We start from the raw sequence: 20088 nt of genomic DNA on the forward strand, positions 1-20088 counted from the left end.
CGCCTCCTTTTGCGTGACGCCGCGCGGACGTCGAGATGGAGGGATCGCGCTGGAAAATCGGAGAGAGCACAAATCGCAACTCCCCGGACCAATTGATCCGAGACGTTGCTCCTTTGAATGCTCTCTGCGGAAACCTGTGTTTCCAATGAGTGCTGCCTGCGGGAGCAGTTTCCCGCCCTGATAGTCCGGGCGATTAGGTCGAATGTAGGTGCCATCAATACGAGACGCAACCCCCCAAACTAAAAGTAACCAATTAAGATTGTTGACGAATAATCGGGGGTACGGCAGCAACGCCCGGCATAACACAGCCCTCTTCGGATAGCCCAAGAAAGAGCTGGACTGTTGCCGTCAACCACGCATCACTGAACCCACGCCCGAGCCATTCGGGCGCTCCTCGGTACCGGGGTTCGGCATCTCGCTGACCCAAGATCAGAGGAGACAGTTAATGTCCAAACGGAAGCAAACCAAAATTGACAAGGTTCAAGCTTTGTTGCGTCGCCCGAGCGGCGCCAGCCTTGAGGCGCTCTGCAAAGCAACGGGGTGGCAGCCTCATTCGGTCCGAGCGGCTCTAAGCGGCCTGCGGAAAAAAGGCGTCACAATTGAAAGGCGGGCATCCGACAAACCAAATGGAGCATCCACATATCATCTGGCGGCGGGAACTGGAGAAGTGTCATGACCAAGACGAGCGATGTTGCCGATCTCGCCGCCATGGGTCGATCGGATCTGGTCACGCTTTGGCAGCAACTGTTTGATCAGCCCGCCCCCGCCATGCTCAGCCAACCCTTCCTGCGCCGTTTTATCGCCTTTGAGATGCAGTCCCGCCGTCATGGCGGGCTACCCCGGCAGGTCAAAGCAACGCTGGAAAAGGGTTCCGAGAAAAAACCCCGGCCAGCCTGCCCTGCTCTTAAACCCGGCGGGCGCCTTCTGCGCGAGTGGAATAGCGTGACCCATGTGGTCGACGTTACAGAAGACGGCTTCACTTGGAACGGTCGGTCCTATCGCTCACTCTCGGCCATCGCCCGAAAAATTACCGGCGCGCATTGGTCAGGGCCGCGTTTCTTCGGGCTCTCCGGAAAGATCGCTAAATGAGCCCGCGCCGTAAAATCCGATGCGCCATCTATACGCGCAAGTCGTCAGAGGATGGGTTGGACCAGGACTTCAATTCACTAGATGCGCAATATGAAGCCTGCGCGGCCTATGTCGCCAGCCAGCGACATGAAGGCTGGACCCTACTGCCCGGGCGCTACGATGACGGTGGCCTGTCGGGCGGCACCCTAGAGCGCCCCGCCCTTCAGCGCCTTCTTGAAGAGATCGATGCCGGGCGTATTGACATGGTGGTGGTCTACAAGATTGACCGGCTGACCCGGTCGCTTGCCGACTTCTCGCAGCTGGTCGAACGGCTGGAAAAGGCGAACTGTTCTTTTGTGTCCGTCACACAAGCATTCAATACCTCCTCATCCATGGGTCGGTTGACCCTGAATGTGCTGTTGTCCTTTGCTCAGTTTGAACGGGAAGTCACCGCCGAACGTATTCGCGACAAGATTGCAGCGTCGAAGAAGAAGGGGCTTTGGATGGGTGGCAACCTGCCTCTGGGCTATGATCGCCACCCCGATCCGAAGGCAAGAACGCTGGTGGTGAATGAAGAGGAGGCCAGAACGGTCCGGCATCTCTTTGGGCTTTATGACGAGCTTGGTTGCCTGCGCAAAGTAGAAGAACGGGCAAAGGCAGAAGACCTGCGGTCAAAACGGGTTGTTCGGACAGATGGCAGTGTGAAGGGGGATTGTCCGCTGTCACGGGGTCAAATCTATTACCTGCTGCGCAATCCGGTCTATCTCGGAAAAATCCGCCACAAGGATAAGATCTGGGACGGACAACATCCGGCGATCATCGATCAGGACATCTGGGACCGGGTGCAGGAAAAAATGCGACAGGCCTCCAACCGCTCGCGGGCACGCGGCGACTCCGATGCGCGCCAACACTCCACTGACCCCGGGGCCTGGCTCACCGGTCTGCTGTATGACGAAACTGGTGATCGGTTGACGCCGACCCACACCACGCGCAAAGGCCGACGGTTGCGCTACTATATCTCCAATCGACTGATCTCAGGCGGCAAGGATATCTCTGGCTGGCGACTGCCCGGCCCTGCGCTGGAAAACGCGGTCATTGATGTCATCGTCAGACATTTGCAAGACGCCGCCGCGGCGCACCAAATACTGGCGCAGCCGGAGGCCGGGTCAGCCGAGGCAGTTCAGACTTCAGTTGCGGATTTAGTAACCCGGCTTCTAGGCCATGGCTGTCAGATCGGCGCTGCTCTTCTGGCCAAAGGCAAACTTGCACGAGGACAGATCGACCTCGAATTTAACCCCAAAACTCTGGCAAGCGTACTTGGCATCGCGGCCGATCATCTGCACCCGGATCTCACCCACGTCACCGCATCTTTCGATCTGCGCCGCCGCGGCGTCGAGGCCAAGGTCATCGCCGGAGACATGGCACCCCAACCTGATCCCCACCTCCGGTCCATGCTGATCCGCGCACATGGCTGGGCTCGTGATCTGAAGGCCGGAGTTCAACTGATGGAGATTGCCCGCCGCGAAAGCGTCCCTGACGCCTTCATCCGCACCCGTGCTCAGCTCGCCTTTCTCTCACCAAAAATTCAAACGGCGATTCTCGACGGGACCCAGCCGCCCGAACTCACACTCAAGCGTCTGGTCAGCGTGACCCACCCACTTGAATGGTCCGAACAGGAACGCCTGTTCGGCTTCTGACATCTCCAGCTCCTGCGTCCCTGATAAAGGGCTCACCCTCCCTGATACGGCGGAACAACTCCCTGTTCCCGCGATAAAATTCCCTGTTCCACCTTTTAGGGAATTTGCAGCATAAACCTCTGAAAAACATACAGTTCTGATAGGAGAAATGACGGAAATCAGTCCCGGTTTGCGAAAATTCCCTGTAAATTGCAGGTTATCAGGGAAATCCAGCCCAAAGCGACCCCGCTAAAATGCGACACTGAGACTTGGGCCTGAATTGCGCTCTGAGTGTACGGTCTGCTTCGTCTCTGATTGAAAGCGCATGCGCCAACTCGCGGGAATTGCGGCACAATTCCGGGTCAGAAAACACAACTGAAGTGAGACAGGTATGAGTGGCGGGGAGACAGGGATTCGAACCCTGGGGACGCTCTCACGCCCAACGGTTTTCAAGACCGCCGCATTCGACCACTCTGCCACCTCCCCGTCGAAAGCAGGGTCTAAGGCCAACTGAAATCAGAGGCAAGTCGAAATCGGGAAATCTTGCCGAAGCCCAACCAGCGGACTTTCCATAGAACCATACCCACGTTATGATCCGCATGAAAGACCGCAGCAGACTGGCGCGAAGAACCGGCTGGCTGACGGTGGGGCTCGGGGAACGAGGCCCCTTCAGGCAAGGGATGACAAAATGAAGCGAGCGACTGAGATCCGCCCAGGGCCAAAACGGCTGGCGTGCTTGGCTGTAGCCTTGGTGGTGTTGTCGGGTTGTGAGGAAACGCTGGCAACCGCAGAAAAACCCGACGAAAATACCAGCAAGAACGAACTTTTCCCGCAATCCTCCGGCGACGCACAGCGCGATGTCGAGGCACCGGACGTGTTCCAATTGACCGAGGCCGGACTGTGGGACGGCCGCCCCTCGCTGGGCGGGATCTGGGTGGCTCACCCGGATGTGACTCAGCCCGAGCGGGTGATCATCAAGAATGCCTCGAACAACAAATCCGTAACCGGCGCTTTGTTCCGACGTGAACGCAACCTGCCCGGCCCCGCCTTGCAAGTGTCATCTGCAGCGGCGGAGCAATTGGGTATCCTTGCTGGCGCGCCAACCAAGATCAACGTGGTGGCCCTGCGGCGAGAAACCGTTGAGGTGGCGCCGCCCGAACCCGAGGTCGCTGACGTCGAGACCGCCCCGGAAGCAAGCACCGAGACCGCCGCCGCCGGTGACGTGGCCGAGGTTGATGCATCCGAAGCCACCTCTGGTACGGAAAAACCGGCTAAGCGCAAATGGTGGCAGAAAAAAGCCCCTGCCGCAGCGGCGACTGCAGGCGCTGTGGGCGCAGCCGCTGTTGCCTCAGACGCAGCCGAAGAGGGGGCCGAGGCCGCCATAACTAGTGACGTGGCCGAAGTTGATGTGCCCGAAGCTACCTCCGAGACGAAAAAACCGGCCAAGCGCAAATGGTGGCAGAAGAAAGAACCCACCGCCGCGGCGACCGCAGGCGCTGTAGGCGCAGCCGCTGTTGCCTCGGACGCAGCCGTGGATGGCGCCGAGGCCGCCGTCGAGGCCACCGAAGAGATATCGGCGGCCAGCACGTCTCCGGCTTTGACCGATGCACCGGTGGTTGCGCCTGCGGAAAAACCGACCAAGCGCAAGTGGTGGCAGAAAAAAGATCCCAACGCGATCACCGAAACTACGCTTGACCCGATCGAAGGGGCCGCAGCCGCTATCGACGCCGCAGAGCCGACGCCTGTCGCCGCGACGGCCGCCACGACATCTTCACTTTCGAAACCCTTTGTTCAGGTTGGTACGTTTGGTGTTCAGTCCAATGCAAACAGCGCCGCCGCCAAGATCCGCAGAAACGGCATGTCGGCCGAGGTGCGAGAGTTAAAGACCGAAGACAACACCGTCTGGCGCGTGCTGGTCGGACCCGCCGCCACTCGCGCCGAGCGCAAGGCCATCCAGAACGACGTGAAAGATCTGGGCTTTGGCGATGCGTTCACTGTGGCCAACTAAGAACAGGAGACACCTTATGCTATCCGCATTGCGAACATCCGTTTTCACCCTCGGGATAGCTGTTCTGGCCCTGCCCGCCCACGCGTTCGACACCTCGGCGCGCGCGGCATATGTAATGGATCAGACCACAGGTACCGTGCTTCTTTCCAAAGACGCCGATCAGCCGCTTCCGCCCGCATCCATGTCCAAGCTCATGACGCTATATGTCGCGTTCGAAGCGCTACGTGATGGGCGTTTGACGCTGCAGGAAACCCTGCCTGTCTCGGAACATGCCATGAGCTATGGCGGCTCGACCATGTTCCTGAACACGCAGGACCGTGTAACCGTCGAGGATCTGATACGCGGCATTATCGTACTGTCCGGCAATGACGCTTGTGTGGTGATCGCCGAGGCGCTTAGCCCCGATGGGACCGAGGCCGGATTTGCCCGCTATATGACCCAGCGCGCGCAGCAGATGGGGATGAACAACTCGAACTTTGCCAACTCCAACGGCTGGCCCGCTGCCGGGCATATGATGTCCGTGCATGATCTGGCCGTCCTCGCAGATCGGCTGATCACGGATTTTCCCGAATATTACCCTCTGTTCGCTGAAGAAGAATTCGAGTTTGACGGGCGCGCGCCTTCTAACAAGCGCAACCGCAACCCTCTGCTACGGCTGAACATTGGGGCCGACGGCCTAAAAACCGGCCACACGCAAGAGGCCGGCTACGGCCTTGTCGGATCGGCCAAACAAGGCGATCGCCGGGTGATCTTCGTTCTCACCGGCCTAGACAGTACCGCTCAGCGGGCAGAGGAGGCTGAGTCCGTGGTTAACTGGTCGTTTCGAAATTTTGTCGAGAGGACAGTTGCCACCGAAGAAGCGCCAATAGCCGAAGCCAAGCTGTGGATGGGTGAGAAAAAGACCGTGGGTCTGGTGCCCGACGGCGACCTGAATGTTTTGTTCCCGGTTCTGGGCACCCAGATTATCGAGGCCGAGGTTGTCTATGACGGCCCCGTCAACGCACCCGTTGCCAAGGGCCAGCAACTGGCCGAGCTGGTGATCAAGCCCGAAGGTTTGCCCGAAATCCGCCGCCCTCTGTTCGCGGCCGAGGATGTCCCGCTGGGCGGTTTCATGGTGCGAATGATGACCGTTGGCGGGATTGTCCTGAAAGACGTTATCAATAACCCGCTGGAGTCGATGTGACGCAACGCGGGTTATTCCTGACCTTTGAAGGCATAGACGGATCAGGCAAATCAACTCAGGCCCGGATGCTGGCCGAGTCTCTCCGCAATGTGGGCCATCAGGTCGTGCTGACGCGCGAACCCGGCGGGTCACCGGGGGCAGAAGAAATCCGCCGCCTTGTACTGGAAGGCGACCCTGACCGGTGGTCGGCGGAAACCGAGCTGTTGCTGTTCACCGCCGCCCGTCGCGATCATCTGGAACGAACAATCGAACCGGCCTTGGCCGCGGGTAAGGTGGTGATCTGCGACCGCTTCGCCGACAGCACAAGGATGTATCAGGGCCTGTCTCGTGGGAACCTGCGGGCGGTTGTCGATCAGCTCCATGACCTTATGATCGGGCGCGAGCCGGACATGACCTTGCTGATCGACATGGATCCGGAGACAGGCCTGTCTCGTGCCAAAGGGCGACAGGGCACCGAGGAGCGATTCGAAGATTTCGGTCCTGCCCTGCAAAAACAGATGCGCGCCGGTTTTCTGGCGCTGGCTGATGAGTTTTCCGACCGGTTTCGCGTCATCGATGGCAATCGCGACATGGACACTGTCGCACAGGATGTGAGAGATATCGTCGAGGCAGCCTTGCGATAGACGATGAGCGACGACATCCCAACCCCAGATCAAGCGCCCGGAGCGCCGCATCCGCGTGAGACCGCGCGGCTGTTCGGGCAGGACACGGCCGAGCAAGCATTTCTAAGCGCCTACAACTCGGACCGGCTGCACCATGGCTGGCTTCTGACCGGCCCGCGTGGCGTCGGCAAGGCCACGTTAGCATGGCGGATCGCGCGGTTTCTGCTCGCCACCCCTCCGGCGGATGACGGAGGGCTGTTCGGCGCGCCTCCGCCCCCGCAAACGCTGGAGATCGACCCGGATCATCCGGTAACGCATCGCATATTTGCTGGCGCAGAACCGGGGCTGGCGGCGATCACCCGGTCGCTGAATGATCAGGGGCGTCTCCGGAATGAGATCGTGGTGGATGACATCCGCAAGCTGGGCAAGTTCTTCGGCCTGTCCTCGGCAGATGGCGGGCGGCGAGTGGTCATTGTGGACGCGGCTGATGAAATGAACGTCAGCGCCGCGAATGCCCTTCTGAAAATGCTTGAGGAGCCACCGGCGCGCACCACGTTACTGCTGATCTCGCACCAACCCTCGCGCCTGTTGCCGACCATCCGGTCACGTTGCCGCACCTTGCGTCTCTCACCGCTGGGTCCTGAGGATATGCAGACCGCTTTGGTACAGACCGGGGCGGAGGTTCCCAGCCAAACCGATCACCTTGCCGCTCTGGCCGCTGGGTCGGTGGGCGACGCGGTCCGTCTCATCAATCTGGGCGGGCTTGAGATCTATGCCGAGTTGATCGCTATTCTGGGCACCCTGCCCCGAATGGACCGTCAGCGCGCCCTTAAGCTGGCCGAAGCCGCCGCCCAGCGCGGCGCAGCCGAGCGTTTCGAGCTGTTGCTGACCCTAATCGACGTGGCACTATCCCGTCTGGCGATGACAGGAGCAACGGGCGCAGCCCCCTCGCCTGAAGCCGCGCCCAATGAGGCGGAAATTCTGACCCGGCTTTCGGCCTCCCCCCATCAGGCCCGCAACTGGGCCGAGGTGGCGGCAACGATCACTGCCCGCGCACGTCATGGTCAGGCGGTGAACCTTGACCCTGCCGCGTTGGTCCTAGATACGATGTTCAAGATACAAGAAACCTCCGGTCAGAGCAGATGAGCAACATCCCCCAGATCACCGATAGCCATTGCCATCTAGACTTCCCCGATTTCGAAGGGCAACTGGACCAAATCATCACCAATGCAGCCGAGGCCGGTGTGACCCGCATGGTCACTATCTGCACCCGCCTGCGCAATGAACCCAGCGTGCGCGCAATCGCCGAGGCTCATGCACCGATCTTCTATGCCGCCGGCACCCACCCGATGAGCGCGGCGGACGAGCCGATGGCCACGGTCGATGAACTGGTCGCATTGGCGCAGCACCCCAAATTCGTGGGCATCGGCGAGACCGGGTTGGACTATCACTACACCGCCGACAGCGCCGAGGTGCAAAAGCAATCCCTACGCATTCATATTGAGGCGGCCCAACGCACCGGCCTGCCTCTGATCATCCACGCCCGCGCAGCCGATGACGATATGGCGCGCATTCTGGCCGAGGAATACCGCAACGCGCCCTATTCCTGCGTGATGCACTGTTTTTCATCCTCGGCCGAGTTGGCAAAAGCTGCCCTTGACCTTGGGTTCTACCTGTCTATGTCCGGAATTGCCACTTTCCCCAAAAGTCAGGAGCTGCGCGATATCTTCTCAATCGCTCCGGTAGATCGCATTCTGGTCGAAACCGACGCCCCCTATCTTGCTCCGCCCCCATACCGGGGCAAACGCAATGAACCCGCTTATACCGCGCACACCGCCCGCAAAGGGGCCGAGGTATTCGGCATGGATTACGCAGATTTCGCCGCCCAGACACAGGTAAACTTTGACCGCCTGTTCTCAAAAGCGGCACAGTATAAGGCCGCCGCATGACACAGCTGCGCTGCACCATTTTGGGCTGCGGGTCCTCGGGCGGCGTACCGCGCCTTGGTGGGCATTGGGGCGATTGCGACCCCGAGAACCCAAAAAATATCCGCCGCCGCTGCTCGATGCTGGTCGAAAGAGACGGGCCGGAGGGTACGACCTCGGTCCTGATCGACACCTCGCCGGATATGCGCAGCCAGCTTCTGGATACAGGAACCGGGCGGCTCGACGGGGTGGTCTATACTCATTCTCACGCCGATCACGTGCACGGCCTTGATGATCTGAGAATGATCGTCTTCAACATGAAGACCCGTGTGCCGGTCTGGGCGGATGGCGACACCCAGAATGCACTGCTGGGGCGCTTCGGATATGCGTTCATCCAGCCCGAGGGCTCTCCGTACCCACCGATTCTGGAGCTTAAATCTATTGACGGCCCGTTCGAGGTCGACGGCCCCGGAGGTCCGATCCCCCTGCGCCCGTTCCGCGTGAACCATGGATCAATCGACGCGCTAGGGTTTCGGATGGGCAAGCTAGCCTATCTGCCCGATGTCGCCGAAATCTATGACGATGCATGGGTTGAGATGGAAGGCCTGGATTGTCTGGTCATCGACGCCCTGCGCCGCGCGCCGCACCCTACCCATGCGCATCTGGAAAAAACGCTGGGGTGGATTGAGAAACTTCAGCCCAAGCGCGCCGTTCTGACCAATATGCATATCGACCTGGACTATGCGACGGTCGAGGCCGAAACCGCCGGCCATATCACCCCCGCCTTTGACGGGATGGTGATCGAGCAAGCGCTGTAAGGCCCTGCCTTTTGCGGCACACATATCGCCAAAACCGGGGGCGATATGCTTCAAAGCCTGATTGACGTCATCCTACCGGTCTTTCTGGTGATTGGCGCGGGCTATGCCGCGACCCGTTCGGGCTATTTCAAGGAGGTGCATGTCGACGGGTTGATGCGCTTCACGCAGGGCTTTGCTATTCCCTGCCTCTTGTTTCTCGCCATCGCCCATCTGGATCTCAGCGCTAGTTTCGACCCTCGACTTCTGGTCAGTTTCTATTCCGCAGCCGCACTTTGTTTTACTGCGGGGCTGTTTGGGGCACGGCTGATCTTTGGCCGTGATTGGGAAGACTGCGTCGCCATCGGCTTTTGCTGCCTGTTTTCGAACTCGGTCCTTCTGGGCCTGCCCATTACCGAACGCGCCTATGGCCCCGAAAGCCTGACGGGCAATTACGCGATCATCGCCTTCCACTCACCGTTCTGCTACGGCGTCGGGATCACTGTGATGGAGATCGTGCGCAATCGCGGCCATGGTGGCACAAAAATGGTGCGCTCGGTTCTGTCTGCGATGTTCAAGAACGCGTTGATCCTTGGTATCGCGCTTGGCTTTGTCGTCAATCTGTCCGGGCTGGTCATTCCACAAGTGGTGGATGAGGCGCTGGAACTCGTGACTCGTGCCGCCTTGCCCGGCGCGTTGTTCGCGCTGGGTGGCGTGCTTGTGAAATACAAACCCGAAGGGGATCTGCGCACGATCGCCTATGTTTGCGGGATTTCTCTGATGTTGCACCCAAGCCTCGTGTGGCTGTTCGGAACATCCGCAGGGCTGCCGCAAGACCTGTTCCGCTCCGGAGTGCTGAACGCAGCGATGGCCCCAGGTTTCAACGCCTATATTTTCGCCAACATGTACGGGCGCGCCAAGAGGGTCGCGGCCTCGTCAGTGCTGATCGGAACCGCCACCTCAATCCTAACCGTCTGGCTTTGGCTGACACTTTTGGGCTAACACCCGCCTTGACACAGAGAACCGGCGACACACTTACCGCTCAGGAACAGGAGGCCGGAATGCCGCACGCCATCATCGTTGCCCATGGTCAACCCTCAGACCCGAAGCCAGCTGAGGCATCTCTGGCCACGTTCGCCGCTGAGGTGAACGCGCTCGCGTCCGATGTGTCGGTCCATTCTGCCACGCTGGCCAATCCCGGCGCACTTGAGGAGGTGATGGACAGCCTGCCCCACGACCCGGTGATTTACCCTTTGTTCATGGCCAAGGGCTGGTTTGTCACCAGCGCTCTGCCAAAACGTATCGGGGATCGCAACTTGCGCATTCTTGACCCGTTGGGCACCGACCCCATGCTTCCCGATCTTGTCAGCGACGCGTTGAAATCGGCACTGAAGGCAAAAGACTGGAGCGCGGCTGCTTCTGATCTGATCATCGCCGCCCACGGTTCGGGCCGGAGCAGAAACCCATCAGCCGTCGCCAAGGATTTTGCCGAGCAGCTGTCGCGGAGAATGACGTTCCGCTCGATTCGTGTTGGATTTGTCGAGGAACCTCCGTCGATTTCCGATGCTGCCAATGGAGCGTCGGAGCAGTCAATCTGCCTGCCGTTCTTCGCCTGTCGCGGAGGTCACGTGCTTGAAGATGTCCCAGAAGAGCTGGACAAAGCGCAATTCCGAGGCACCGTTCTGCCGGTGATCGGCGAATTACCCCCGATACAGCGCCAAATCGCAGACACTCTGCAAGCGGCGTTTTCCAAGGCCTGATCTCAGGATTGCGCCTTGAGCAGCGTGGAAAAGAGCCGGTGGCAGGATCGACCCTCTCGCTTGGCCTGATACAGCGCGAGGTCCGACGCCTGCAAAACATCTTCGGCCCTCGGATTGTCAAAATGCGTAGACAAGGCTGTGCCGATACTTGCGGAGATACAGCAATCCTTGTCCTGAAACCTCATCGGTTGGTTCAGCCTTTCGATCAACCGGTCTGCGATCGTCGAAAGTCTGTCCGTGTTGGAAAAGCCTTGGAAGATGATGACGAACTCATCCCCACCGATTCGTGCCACCGTGTCGTCGTCTCGGGTTTCTTCGATCATGATCCGGGCAGCCTGCTGCAAGACGAAATCCCCTGCGGCATGTCCTAGCAGGTCGTTCACAGATTTGAAGTAGTCCAGATCAATTTGCATCACCGCAAACGGCGCTTTCGACGCGGTCATCTGCCCTAGAAGGCTGTCCATTGCGCGCCGGTTTTTTACTCCGGTCAGGGTGTCGGTATAAGCCTGCTCCTCTGCCGCGAGCATTGCGCCCTGCAGCCTAAGGTTTAGCGACCGAGACGCATCCATTGCGGCCGATTTCGCCTCAACCAGATAGAGAAGTTCGATAGCCAGATCAGTGCCGGAAAAATCAGCGCTGGTCAAAGCATAGTCCCGCACCGCGTCGAGGATCGAGATACCGAAGGACAGGTTGATAACCGCCCCTTCCCCGCCCGGAAGCGGTGCAACCAGCCCCTTGAGGGCAGTGCGCGGCTCATCATGAAATCGCAGGTTCAGGTTCGCACCGGCCAAAGCCATAAGCGCCGGTAAAGTTGTCACCGCGCGAGGGCGAACCATCTCAAAAACATCCAGGAAACTTTTCCCATCCATGACCCGGTCCGGGCGCAACTTCTGCAATGTCGGACCGACGCGGAGGATGCGACCGTTCTGGTCAACCAGCAGAAACATCGGACACAGGGTTTTCAGCAGTTCTGCAAGATCATCCATCCGCGTCATGCGCCCCGCGCTCCCAGATCGAATTGCCGTCCCTCGGCAAACGAGCTTTCGACAAGCAGGATCGAGATCACCTCAGCCTCGCCCTTCTGCCCGTCATGCGACAACATCACCAAAGCACCGTAATCATCTGCCATCGCACGCAAAACACCGACCATTGCGCTGGCATATCCGGGCAGCCCGGGCCCACAGATAAGCTGGAATTCGGTCTGCGAAAGCTCTTGCAATTCGAGGGCCGGAAGAGACAGATCGGAAACAGCCAACCGCACCCGATCCGCCAGATCATCAAGGGAATGGAGGAATTCGACATAAGTCACGCCGCCAAATCGCAACAGGCGGCGCAGCCCTTCGGTATTGGGATGTGAGACCAGATAGGTTCCTACGTCTTCAAGAATCTCGGGTCGCGGCCGGGCGAGCTCCGTACTGAGCGCATCCAGCAGAGAGGCCGTGATCGCGTCATCGTAGGTCAACATGGCCTCAAACTCGGAAAACCCCAATCCGGCCGAATCTGTCACGCGCTGCCAGCACGGCCGCCCGTAGGTTGCGCATACAAACGACTGTATTGCCCGATTGATCAGACCATGCATCAGATGCCTCAGATTGGTTGCATCCGTACTGTGGCCTGACAATCCTTAACAAATAGCCAAGAACCGCTGCTGATCAGCGGAAAGACCTCTTAGTATCATAGCGATATCAAAAATCCGTCGGTGCCCCGCCTTCGGCTTTACGGCGGGTGACGAACTCGGCCAAGTCCTCGCGAATACCCTCGTCCAGAGGGGGTGCTTCGAAACTTCCGATGATCTCTTTGAACATGTGATGCGCGCGTTCCGCGGTCCAAATACCACCTGCGATCTCCCATCCTTCGTAGTTCTTCCAGTCACTCAGAAACGGTTGATAGAAAGCGGTCGTGTAACGGTCCTGAGTGTGCTGAATGCCAAAAAAATGCCCGTCATTGCCGACCGCACGAATCGCGTCGAGGGCGATCTCATCCGGGCCGGTCGCGGTGAGATCAGGATTCATATAACGTTGAATTTGCTGGAGGATTTCGCAATCCATGATGAACTTTTCAGGACTTGCGATCAACCCGCCCTCAAGCCATCCCGCCGCGTGATAGACCATGTTGGTCCCCGACTGCACCGACGCCCAGAGCGAGTTTGACGTCTCCCACACCGACTGCCCATCCGGCACATTCGCCGCACAGACGCCTGACGATCGCATCGGCAGACCATAGAAGCGCGCCATCTGGCCCGTCATCTGAGTGGCCCGCATATACTCTGGCGTCCCGAAAGCCGGGGCCCCGGATTTCATATCCACGTTCGAGGTAAAGGTTCCAATCACGCAGGGAATCCCCGGGCGCACATATTGGAACAGAGCGATAGCACAGAGCGCTTCGGCCAGAGATTGCGCCACCGCGCCAGCGATTGTGACTGGGGCCATCGCTCCGGCCAAGGTAAATGGCGTGACAACGATAGCTTGCCCGCGCCGCGCCAGACGCAGGCAGCCGTCGATCATCGGGTGGTCGTGCTTCAGCGGCGAGGTCGAGTTGATGTTGGTATACATCCGCGGCGTGGCTTCGAACTCTTCATGGCTCAATCCGCCCGCGATGCGGACCATCTCCATCACGTCTTCAACCCGCTCTTTACCCAGTGAATAGGCGTGCATCGCCTTATCCGTCAGGGTCAGCTTGTCATAGAGCACATCCAGATGGCGGATGCTGGCGTGAATATCGACCGGCTCAACCGGGTAGCCGCCGGCAAAATGGATGCAGTTAAAGTACTGTGTCAGCTTCAGCAGGTTACGGCACATCTCGCGGTTGCCGGGAACTTTGGTTCCGATCTCCATATCCCAGTAGTTCGGAGGGGAGGAGACGTTGCCGAACAGGATGTTCCGCCCACCAATCTCGATCGTCCGGTCGGGATTGCGCGGAGTGATCGTGAAACGGCTCGGGGCTTTTGCCACCATCTCCATCACGAAATCACGGTCCATCCGTACGTTGTCACCGTCTATCTTACAGCCTGCCTCACGCAAGATTCCGATCGCTTCTTCGTTATAGAACTCGACCCCGATCTCTTCGAGAATTCGCATGGCACCGTCGTGGATTGCCTCGATCCCGTCCTGATCCAGAGGCTCGGTTGGCGCATCGATATTGACTGGAGGGTTCCACGGCATCTGATCAATAGCCGCACTTCCCCGGCGCTCGGCAGCGCCCGCGCGCCCTCCGCTACGACGTCTGCGCGATTTGGTTCCGGCCATGTTCGTCTCCCCGCCAGTTGCCTGCTCTCAAGCAAGCCCGGGAAAGTGGGAACAGGCCGTTCCATCTGCGACAGTTTTTGTCGCTTACGAGCCTTGAACCGCCGGAAACGGGTTCTGCAGGTCTAGTTATCCGCCAACCAAGCCGGGATATGACCAATATCGGGCAAGACCACATCCGCCATCGGCGCAAGAACGTCGGCTTTGGCGAGACCGGTGAGGACTCCGATCGTAGTCATCCCTGCCGCCCGCCCGGCCTGCAGATCGTGCAGGCTATCGCCGACCATGGCGATGCGATCCGGCTGCACGCCGATATGCGCGGCGAAGGCCAGCAATTGGCCTGGGCCGGGTTTGAACCCATGACCACTGTCATAGCCGGCAATAAAGTCGAAATGGTCTTTGACGCCTACCGACTCCAGATGCTGAAGCGCCGGGTGTTCGCTGTCATTTGTGGCGACCCCCAGCTTGAGGCCGGCCTGTTTCAACGCATCCAGGAACGGCCCTAAAGGCACCGCCTGAGCTTGCGGCGCGGCTGCGGCCTCGGCATTCATCAACTCGATCAAGGCGTCACGCGGCATGCCATCGACATGCGGCAACAGGGCTTCTGCGATTTCCTCAACGGTTCCCGCAATCACGACGCTATCAGGAGAATAGGTCTCGGTCTCAAGGTCGAAGCCGATGATCCGACCCAGCTCCGCCGCACGGTCCGAGTCGTTCTCGGCCAAGCTCAACAACATGGTCCGTCCGAATGTGCCCCAGGTGTTGGCGAAGTCAAACAGTGTGCCGTCCTTGTCGAACACGATCGCATCTATTGGCATGAAAAGCTCCTGCAGAGTCAGGTCCAGTGAACGTCGGAACCACCCGACAACACCGCTTGCGCATGAGCGGGTTGGTCATACGGCACCGCCGCCGCGTCACAAAATGCCATGATCCACGAATCGTCAAGCATCAGGAAATCCAGAACCGAGGCTAGAAAGTCGGGCTCAATCGCCCTGTCGCGCAGATCATTCACCGCGGCACCGGTCGAGCTCAGGAAAATGGGCAAAAGCTCCTCATTCCCAACCAGCCAACCGAGGGCATTCAGGGCAAGAGTTTGGGCGGAATCTTCGGAAATCGACATAAACTGGCCTTAGTCCCCTGTCTTGGAAAGGGTTTGTTAACCAGACTCATAAACACTTTGTTCACGCATGCAATCAATGGTGAGCGACTATGTCCGTGCAGGGAACCATCCTTGTTTTAGATGGGGTATCTACAAACCGCATTATGCTGAAGGTTCAGCTGACGGCGGCGTGGTACCACGTGGTGCAAGGTGAGAAATTGGAAGGCCTCACCGCGCTCTTGCGGCGTGTGCGGCCTGATCTCGTGTTGACCGCACAAACGCTGCCCGACGGCACAGCGGCGGATGTCAAAAGCCTGATCGCGGAAAACCCGGCCTTAGGCGACGTGCCCGTCGTGGCCCTGACCGCCCAGAATGACAAGCAAGCTCGATTGCGAGCTTTGGCGGATGGTCTGGATGATGTTTTGACCCACCCGTTCAAGGATACACTGCTGCTCGCCCGTATCCGTAGCCTATTGCGCGCACGAGCTGACACGCAGGACCTGCAATTGCGCGAGGACCCCCAGTCTCTTGGCCTGGCCGAGCCAGACACTCCGCTCATTGCAGCCCCCAAACGGGCCCGCGTTGCGGTTCTTGCACAAACGCCGCGCAACGGCGCGCTTTGGCAAAAAGCCCTTTCCGTGCAGTCCCGCTACGCTCTGAACTCGCACCACCAATCGGATCTTCAGGCCTTGCTCTCGGGCCCCGTCCCGGATGCAATCGTGGTCGAGCTAGATGCAGACCGGTCCGCGCTGAACATCCTGGTCGACCTCAGATCGCGCGGCGCCACTCGCCATACGGTCCTAATCGGCGTGCTGAATGACAACAACGCCACACGCGCGTCCGAGGTGCTGGACCGAGGGGCAGATGCCGTCTGTCTCGGCGGGTTCTGCGCAGACGAGATCGTCTTGCGGCTGGACAACCAGATTGCCCGCAAAAGCCGAATGGATCAGATGCGAGACTCGCTAAAGAAAGAGATCGCTGAATCGTGGATCGACCCTCTGACCGGGTTGCAGAACCGCCGCTATGCCATGCGCGCCATCCAGCAGATTGCGCAGCAATCGGCACAGACTGGGCGGGGTTTTGCCCTGATGCTGGCCGATCTGGATCATTTCAAGGCGATCAATGACGAATACGGTCACGCCAGTGGTGATTGCGTGCTGACTCAAGCGGCGGCACGGATGCAACAGGCTGTCGGTAAGGCCGGATTCGTCGCGCGTATCGGCGGAGAGGAATTCATGATCGCCGTTCCCAATATCTCGCGCGCCAAGGCGCTGACGATCGCAAGCACCCTGTGCGAGGCGATCTGCGCAGTACCTTTCCGCCTGCCCGATCAGCGCACACCGATTTCCGTAACCATAAGTGTGGGTCTGAAAATGTCTGCTCCGGCCTACCTTTCACAAAACGAGGCCGAACCTGTCGAGCAGTTGATCAAATCCGCAGACAAAGCGCTCTACGCGGCCAAACAGGCCGGACGCAACCAAGTGCAGATCAGGCAAAACGCTGCCTGATCGCCTCAGTGCTTTTTCTTGTGACCACGCGGGCCGCGTTTGACGACTTCTTCCAGACGGGTCGCATAGGTCTGACGCTCCTCGTCGCTCATTTGTGTGACCAGAACCAACCATTTCTCTTGAAGCGCCGCCTGCAAGTCCGCGGTCGCCTGCGCCTGCTGCTGCAGCAATCGTGTGACGGATTCGGGATCGAAGGGAACGACCCGCAACGCCTCAGTCACAACCATGAAGTCCTGAGATCGCCCCTTGGCCCCTTTGCCGTGCAGGCCGGATAGCTCTCCCCTCAGGGATTTGCGGTCCTCTTTTGGCAAGGCACGGTACAATGCGGGCCCAAAGCCCGGCGGTGCCTTGGCGTGATCGCTATTCTTCAGCCGCAATACGCTGCCGACAGCGACCCCGATGATCAACAGGTTGATCGCCAGAGAGAGAGTCAGAACGATCGGCATCCAACGGCGCTTCGGTTTTGGATCAGTGCTCATTCCGTACTCTCCAGAAAACTGGTGTCAAATCCAAGGTCGGCCGCCAGAACGCTGCCATCCGTTGTGCCGAACAGGCCGACCGTATCCGGCAGAACGGCAGGTGCAAAAAACCCAATGAAAATCCCGGTGACGCTGGCGGCAGCCAGACCGCTAAAGCCCTGCCATCCACCGATATTCTCCAGAAGGCGTGACCACAGGGACCGTTCAGGGCGCGCGTGTTTCGCCAATCGCCTTAGCCGAGTGGTCTCAGCGTCTGTCTGGATACGCACGGCAAGATCATCCGGCAACTCGGGTCGGTCCTTGCGCGCCTGAGCAAACAGGTTTTCCAGTTCCATGTCGTCATCAGCCATCGTCATACCCCAGTTCTTCCCGCCGACCGGCCAATATGGCCGACAAAGCCCGCTTTCCACGCGCAGTCAAGCTCTCAACCGCTTCTACCGATAGGCCCATGACCCCGGCAATCTCGGGGTTGGACAGTTCCTCAATATGCCTCAACACGACGGCCTGTCGCTGTCGGTCGGGCAATTGCATAAGCGCGACCTGCAAAGCATCATGACGCGCCGTATCTTGCATTTTCTCAACCACGCTGGCCGCGTTGTCGGGCGGCTCAGCCTCCTCGGGGAGCTGCTCCGGTGTCTTTTTGCGCTTGCGGTCTAGACACAAGTTCAGCGTCACGCGATAGAGCCAGGTTGACACTTTGGCCGAGCCCGGCACCCATTTGGGTGCCATCTGCCACAGCCGCATCATGGCATCCTGTGTCACATCCTCGGCCTCGGCCCGATTCCCCAGCATGCGCAGAGAAACCGAATAGCAACGCGGGCCCAGCCGGTCCGTCAGGATCCGCGCGGCCCCAGCGTCGCCATCGGCAAACATCCTCAGCAACCTATCGTCACTAAGGTCGTTCGCGGGGGACGCACCACCCCGGGCGTCTTGAGGGGGGGGGGGCAGGTCCTCCATCCTGCATCAGCTATCGTCAGCGTCCGATTTCTGGCGCTTCTTGTGATGCTTGCCCATCTTGTCTTTTGCATCGGCAAATTCCTGTTCCGAGATACCGCCGCTGCTATCCGCGTCGATCCGATCAAACATCTTGTCAGCCCGGCGCGGTTTGGGCAACTCATCGGTGCTGAGAACCCCATCGCCATTCGCGTCATGTTTCTCGAACATCTTGGTCACGCGATCATTGGCCTTCTGCTGGGCCGCAGCCTGCATCTCCTCAAGGCTTATCTGTCCATCGCCGTTAGTATCAGCCTTTGTGAAGCGCTGTGCGCGATGAGCCTGCATCTCTTCTTTCGTGATCTGACCATCCGCATTGGCGTCCAGTTCCTGAAACGAGACAGGCTCACGATCCTTTGGGCCTGCTGCCAGGGCCGACGTACCTGTGATCGCCACTGCCGACAGAACGATTGCCGGGATGAATTTCGAGTTCTTCATATCGGTTTCCCCATATTGGCGCGACCTGATTGCCGCTGCTCATATCCATTCAAACGCGGCACCAGCGGGTTTCCGTCGAAAAAAGTTTAGCGAAGGATCAGCAGGTCACGAACGCTTGCCCTACCCAAGCGATGCAAAGCGACGCACCCCCCTTTTCTATTGCGGCAAACAGGCCCATTATCCGCCAAAGATAGATGCGCGAGTTACATTATCATGGATCAAACGATCACCCCCGCAGTGGAAGAAGAGCGCGAAACATGGCCAGCTTTGGTCAAAGGCTTTCGTTGCAAATGCCCGAGATGTGGCGAAGGCAAGCTGTTGCACAGCTACCTCAAGGTTAACGACAGCTGCTCAAATTGCGGTCAAGAGCTGTTTCACCACCGCGCAGATGACGGCCCCGCCTATCTGACGATTCTGCTGGTCGGGCACTTGCTGGCGCCTGCTTTGCATGTGTCATACGTGCATTGGCGTCCGGATCCGTGGACCATGGCCATCGGATTTTCCATCGGCTGCATAGCGCTGTCGCTGTTCCTGCTGCCCCGCCTGAAAGGGGCTGTCGTGGCTTATCAATGGGCTCGGCGCATGCATGGGTTCGAGAAAGCCGCGTGACCGTCGACAAGACCGCCATCCGCAACGCCGCCACGGTCATCGTATTGCGGGACCGTTACACCGCGCCTTCGATCCTGATGGGGCAACGCGGGGCCAAAGCGGCGTTCATGCCGAACAAATTCGTGTTTCCCGGCGGCGCGGTCGACCCCGAGGATGCGAGCATCCCACTGGCCGCCCCGCTGCCCCAACTCTGCTATGATCGCTTGGCCGAGCAGGCCGAGGCTGACCTGCAACAGGCGCTTGCCGTCGCAGCAATTCGAGAGTTGTGGGAGGAAACCGGGATGGTCCTTGGCCAACCCGGTGAATGGGACGGCGACGCTCCGGCCGATTGGGCCAGCTTTGCAGCTTTGGGCTACAAACCCTCGGCCGACGCGCTGCAATTCGTGTTCCGGGCCGTTACCCCTCCGGGTCGGCCCAGACGGTTTGATGCCCGGTTCTTTCTGGTCGATGCACAGGCAATTCACGGCGATCTGGACGATTTCAGCCGCGCCTCGGATGAGCTGTCGCACCTGCAATGGGTCAAACTGGACGAAGTCCGCAACTTCGACCTGCCCTTCATCACCGAGGTCGTGCTGGCCGAGATCACGGCCCGGGTCACTGACCCGAAACCGCCATCCTCTGTCCCGTTCTTTCTGAACAATGATGAGGCCAGCCTGTTCCAAAGGCTCATGGGGTACCCCATGCCCGAGGTTGACTGACCCCAA

The 20088-nt window shown here is 59.3% G+C and carries 23 protein-coding genes and 1 tRNA gene; 14 read left to right on the top strand and 10 right to left on the bottom strand.

Annotation, left to right across the window (positions count from 1 at the left end; translation table 11 throughout):
* The first annotated feature begins 445 nt into the window (after positions 1-445).
* Genes ACR0J4_RS10150 through ACR0J4_RS10160 form a run of 3 tightly spaced genes read left to right on the top strand, consistent with a single transcriptional unit; the run spans position 446 to position 2765 of the window.
* Positions 446-676 carry a DUF3489 domain-containing protein gene (locus tag ACR0J4_RS10150; protein ID WP_170461155.1) on the top strand — a complete coding sequence of 77 codons (231 nt, stop codon included), beginning with the start codon at positions 446-448 and terminating at the stop codon, positions 674-676.
* Positions 673-1089, top strand: a complete 417-nt coding sequence (locus tag ACR0J4_RS10155; protein WP_170461153.1) for a DUF2924 domain-containing protein — start codon at positions 673-675, stop codon at positions 1087-1089. Before ACR0J4_RS10150 ends, ACR0J4_RS10155 begins: the two co-directional genes overlap by 4 nt.
* The gene (locus tag ACR0J4_RS10160; protein ID WP_170642971.1) at positions 1086-2765 is read left to right on the top strand and encodes a recombinase family protein; all 1680 of its coding nucleotides are present in this window, start codon (positions 1086-1088) and stop codon (positions 2763-2765) included. The genes ACR0J4_RS10155 and ACR0J4_RS10160 overlap by 4 nt, the downstream gene beginning before the upstream one ends.
* A gap of 375 nt (positions 2766-3140) precedes the next feature.
* Here ACR0J4_RS10160 and ACR0J4_RS10165 read toward each other — a convergent pair.
* A tRNA-Ser gene (locus ACR0J4_RS10165) sits at positions 3141-3230 on the bottom strand.
* 202 nt (positions 3231-3432) lie between these two features.
* Here ACR0J4_RS10165 and ACR0J4_RS10170 point away from each other — a divergent pair.
* From ACR0J4_RS10170 to ACR0J4_RS10205, 8 genes are read left to right on the top strand one after another with little or no spacing between them, the layout of a single operon-like run.
* Entirely contained in the window at positions 3433-4752 is a 1320-nt protein-coding gene (locus tag ACR0J4_RS10170; protein WP_170642972.1) for an SPOR domain-containing protein, read from the top strand.
* A 16-nt stretch (positions 4753-4768) separates the two neighbouring features.
* Positions 4769-5935, top strand: a complete 1167-nt coding sequence (locus ACR0J4_RS10175; RefSeq protein WP_170642973.1) for a D-alanyl-D-alanine carboxypeptidase family protein — start codon at positions 4769-4771, stop codon at positions 5933-5935.
* Positions 5932-6558 (top strand): dTMP kinase, encoded by a 627-nt coding sequence (tmk, locus tag ACR0J4_RS10180; protein ID WP_170642974.1) that lies wholly within the window; start codon positions 5932-5934, stop codon positions 6556-6558. The genes ACR0J4_RS10175 and tmk overlap by 4 nt, the downstream gene beginning before the upstream one ends.
* Positions 6559-6561: 3 nt before the next feature.
* On the top strand, positions 6562-7683 hold the full coding sequence (locus ACR0J4_RS10185) for a DNA polymerase III subunit delta' (RefSeq protein ID WP_170642975.1): 1122 nt from the start codon (positions 6562-6564) through the stop codon (positions 7681-7683).
* Positions 7680-8486, top strand: a complete 807-nt coding sequence (locus ACR0J4_RS10190; protein ID WP_170642976.1) for a TatD family hydrolase — start codon at positions 7680-7682, stop codon at positions 8484-8486. Before ACR0J4_RS10185 ends, ACR0J4_RS10190 begins: the two co-directional genes overlap by 4 nt.
* Positions 8483-9280 (top strand): MBL fold metallo-hydrolase, encoded by a 798-nt coding sequence (locus ACR0J4_RS10195; RefSeq protein ID WP_170554385.1) that lies wholly within the window; start codon positions 8483-8485, stop codon positions 9278-9280. Before ACR0J4_RS10190 ends, ACR0J4_RS10195 begins: the two co-directional genes overlap by 4 nt.
* 45 nt (positions 9281-9325) lie before the next feature.
* A complete protein-coding gene (locus tag ACR0J4_RS10200) occupies positions 9326-10258 on the top strand; it encodes an AEC family transporter (RefSeq protein ID WP_170642977.1) in 933 nt (310 codons plus the stop codon).
* Positions 10259-10266: 8 nt separating this feature from the next.
* Entirely contained in the window at positions 10267-11016 is a 750-nt protein-coding gene (locus ACR0J4_RS10205; RefSeq protein WP_480668484.1) for a CbiX/SirB N-terminal domain-containing protein, read from the top strand.
* A 2-nt stretch (positions 11017-11018) separates the two neighbouring features.
* On the opposite strand, the gene ACR0J4_RS10210 is transcribed toward ACR0J4_RS10205, so the two are convergent.
* From ACR0J4_RS10210 to ACR0J4_RS10230, 5 genes are all read right to left on the bottom strand, one after another.
* Positions 11019-12011 carry a GGDEF domain-containing protein gene (locus ACR0J4_RS10210; RefSeq protein WP_170642978.1) on the bottom strand — a complete coding sequence of 331 codons (993 nt, stop codon included), beginning with the start codon at positions 12009-12011 and terminating at the stop codon, positions 11019-11021.
* Positions 12008-12595: a heme NO-binding domain-containing protein gene (locus ACR0J4_RS10215; RefSeq protein WP_170642979.1), complete on the bottom strand. Its 588-nt coding sequence runs from the start codon at positions 12593-12595 to the stop codon at positions 12008-12010. Before ACR0J4_RS10215 ends, ACR0J4_RS10210 begins: the two co-directional genes overlap by 4 nt.
* Positions 12596-12701: 106 nt before the next feature.
* On the bottom strand, positions 12702-14261 hold the full coding sequence (locus ACR0J4_RS10220) for a trimethylamine methyltransferase family protein (protein ID WP_170642980.1): 1560 nt from the start codon (positions 14259-14261) through the stop codon (positions 12702-12704).
* Between the two features lie 122 nt (positions 14262-14383).
* Entirely contained in the window at positions 14384-15076 is a 693-nt protein-coding gene (locus ACR0J4_RS10225; protein ID WP_170554372.1) for an HAD family hydrolase, read from the bottom strand.
* Positions 15077-15093: 17 nt separating this feature from the next.
* Positions 15094-15378, bottom strand: coding sequence for a DUF3572 domain-containing protein (locus ACR0J4_RS10230; protein ID WP_170642981.1), 285 nt, complete (start codon positions 15376-15378; stop codon positions 15094-15096).
* 89 nt (positions 15379-15467) lie between these two features.
* On the opposite strand from ACR0J4_RS10230, the gene ACR0J4_RS10235 reads away from it, so the two are divergent.
* Positions 15468-16865 carry a diguanylate cyclase gene (locus ACR0J4_RS10235; RefSeq protein WP_170642982.1) on the top strand — a complete coding sequence of 466 codons (1398 nt, stop codon included), beginning with the start codon at positions 15468-15470 and terminating at the stop codon, positions 16863-16865.
* Positions 16866-16870: 5 nt separating this feature from the next.
* Here the strand turns inward: ACR0J4_RS10235 and ACR0J4_RS10240 are convergent, their stop codons facing one another.
* The 4 genes from ACR0J4_RS10240 to ACR0J4_RS10255 are packed head-to-tail and all read right to left on the bottom strand — an operon-like array spanning position 16871 to position 18775.
* Complete coding sequence (locus tag ACR0J4_RS10240; protein ID WP_170642983.1) at positions 16871-17344, bottom strand: periplasmic heavy metal sensor; 474 nt, start codon at positions 17342-17344, stop codon at positions 16871-16873.
* Positions 17341-17694 carry a hypothetical protein gene (locus tag ACR0J4_RS10245; RefSeq protein ID WP_170554357.1) on the bottom strand — a complete coding sequence of 118 codons (354 nt, stop codon included), beginning with the start codon at positions 17692-17694 and terminating at the stop codon, positions 17341-17343. The genes ACR0J4_RS10240 and ACR0J4_RS10245 overlap by 4 nt, the downstream gene beginning before the upstream one ends.
* The gene (locus ACR0J4_RS10250; protein ID WP_480668489.1) at positions 17687-18301 is read right to left on the bottom strand and encodes an RNA polymerase sigma factor; all 615 of its coding nucleotides are present in this window, start codon (positions 18299-18301) and stop codon (positions 17687-17689) included. The genes ACR0J4_RS10245 and ACR0J4_RS10250 overlap by 8 nt, the downstream gene beginning before the upstream one ends.
* Before the next feature lie 6 nt (positions 18302-18307).
* A complete protein-coding gene (locus ACR0J4_RS10255) occupies positions 18308-18775 on the bottom strand; it encodes an EF-hand domain-containing protein (RefSeq protein ID WP_170642985.1) in 468 nt (155 codons plus the stop codon).
* A 213-nt stretch (positions 18776-18988) separates the two neighbouring features.
* Between ACR0J4_RS10255 and ACR0J4_RS10260 the strand changes: the two genes are divergently transcribed.
* The gene (locus tag ACR0J4_RS10260; RefSeq protein WP_170642986.1) at positions 18989-19384 is read left to right on the top strand and encodes a DUF983 domain-containing protein; all 396 of its coding nucleotides are present in this window, start codon (positions 18989-18991) and stop codon (positions 19382-19384) included.
* Complete coding sequence (locus tag ACR0J4_RS10265; RefSeq protein ID WP_170554351.1) at positions 19345-20082, top strand: NUDIX hydrolase; 738 nt, start codon at positions 19345-19347, stop codon at positions 20080-20082. Before ACR0J4_RS10260 ends, ACR0J4_RS10265 begins: the two co-directional genes overlap by 40 nt.
* Positions 20083-20088 lie beyond the last annotated feature (6 nt).

Source organism: Ruegeria sp. B10, from assembly GCF_056539825.1.

Excerpts from the sequence above, each read along its gene's own strand:
- ACR0J4_RS10175 (WP_170642973.1), top strand. The coding sequence starts at position 4,769 with ATGCTATCCGCATTGCGAACATCCGTTTTCACCCTCGGGATAGCTGTT.
- ACR0J4_RS10150 (WP_170461155.1), top strand. The coding sequence starts at position 446 with ATGTCCAAACGGAAGCAAACCAAAATTGACAAGGTTCAAGCTTTGTTG.
- ACR0J4_RS10160 (WP_170642971.1), top strand. The coding sequence starts at position 1,086 with ATGAGCCCGCGCCGTAAAATCCGATGCGCCATCTATACGCGCAAGTCG.
- ACR0J4_RS10185 (WP_170642975.1), top strand. The coding sequence starts at position 6,562 with ATGAGCGACGACATCCCAACCCCAGATCAAGCGCCCGGAGCGCCGCAT.
- ACR0J4_RS10190 (WP_170642976.1), top strand. The coding sequence starts at position 7,680 with ATGAGCAACATCCCCCAGATCACCGATAGCCATTGCCATCTAGACTTC.
- ACR0J4_RS10210 (WP_170642978.1), bottom strand. The coding sequence starts at position 12,011 with ATGACGCGGATGGATGATCTTGCAGAACTGCTGAAAACCCTGTGTCCG.
- ACR0J4_RS10170 (WP_170642972.1), top strand. The coding sequence starts at position 3,433 with ATGAAGCGAGCGACTGAGATCCGCCCAGGGCCAAAACGGCTGGCGTGC.
- ACR0J4_RS10240 (WP_170642983.1), bottom strand. The coding sequence starts at position 17,344 with ATGAGCACTGATCCAAAACCGAAGCGCCGTTGGATGCCGATCGTTCTG.
- ACR0J4_RS10230 (WP_170642981.1), bottom strand. The coding sequence starts at position 15,378 with ATGTCGATTTCCGAAGATTCCGCCCAAACTCTTGCCCTGAATGCCCTC.
- ACR0J4_RS10220 (WP_170642980.1), bottom strand. The coding sequence starts at position 14,261 with ATGGCCGGAACCAAATCGCGCAGACGTCGTAGCGGAGGGCGCGCGGGC.
- ACR0J4_RS10215 (WP_170642979.1), bottom strand. The coding sequence starts at position 12,595 with ATGCATGGTCTGATCAATCGGGCAATACAGTCGTTTGTATGCGCAACC.
- ACR0J4_RS10155 (WP_170461153.1), top strand. The coding sequence starts at position 673 with ATGACCAAGACGAGCGATGTTGCCGATCTCGCCGCCATGGGTCGATCG.
- ACR0J4_RS10225 (WP_170554372.1), bottom strand. The coding sequence starts at position 15,076 with ATGCCAATAGATGCGATCGTGTTCGACAAGGACGGCACACTGTTTGAC.
- ACR0J4_RS10255 (WP_170642985.1), bottom strand. The coding sequence starts at position 18,775 with ATGAAGAACTCGAAATTCATCCCGGCAATCGTTCTGTCGGCAGTGGCG.
- ACR0J4_RS10235 (WP_170642982.1), top strand. The coding sequence starts at position 15,468 with ATGTCCGTGCAGGGAACCATCCTTGTTTTAGATGGGGTATCTACAAAC.
- ACR0J4_RS10200 (WP_170642977.1), top strand. The coding sequence starts at position 9,326 with ATGCTTCAAAGCCTGATTGACGTCATCCTACCGGTCTTTCTGGTGATT.
- ACR0J4_RS10245 (WP_170554357.1), bottom strand. The coding sequence starts at position 17,694 with ATGGCTGATGACGACATGGAACTGGAAAACCTGTTTGCTCAGGCGCGC.
- ACR0J4_RS10265 (WP_170554351.1), top strand. The coding sequence starts at position 19,345 with ATGGGCTCGGCGCATGCATGGGTTCGAGAAAGCCGCGTGACCGTCGAC.
- ACR0J4_RS10195 (WP_170554385.1), top strand. The coding sequence starts at position 8,483 with ATGACACAGCTGCGCTGCACCATTTTGGGCTGCGGGTCCTCGGGCGGC.
- ACR0J4_RS10250 (WP_480668489.1), bottom strand. The coding sequence starts at position 18,301 with ATGGAGGACCTGCCCCCCCCCCCTCAAGACGCCCGGGGTGGTGCGTCC.
- ACR0J4_RS10260 (WP_170642986.1), top strand. The coding sequence starts at position 18,989 with ATGGATCAAACGATCACCCCCGCAGTGGAAGAAGAGCGCGAAACATGG.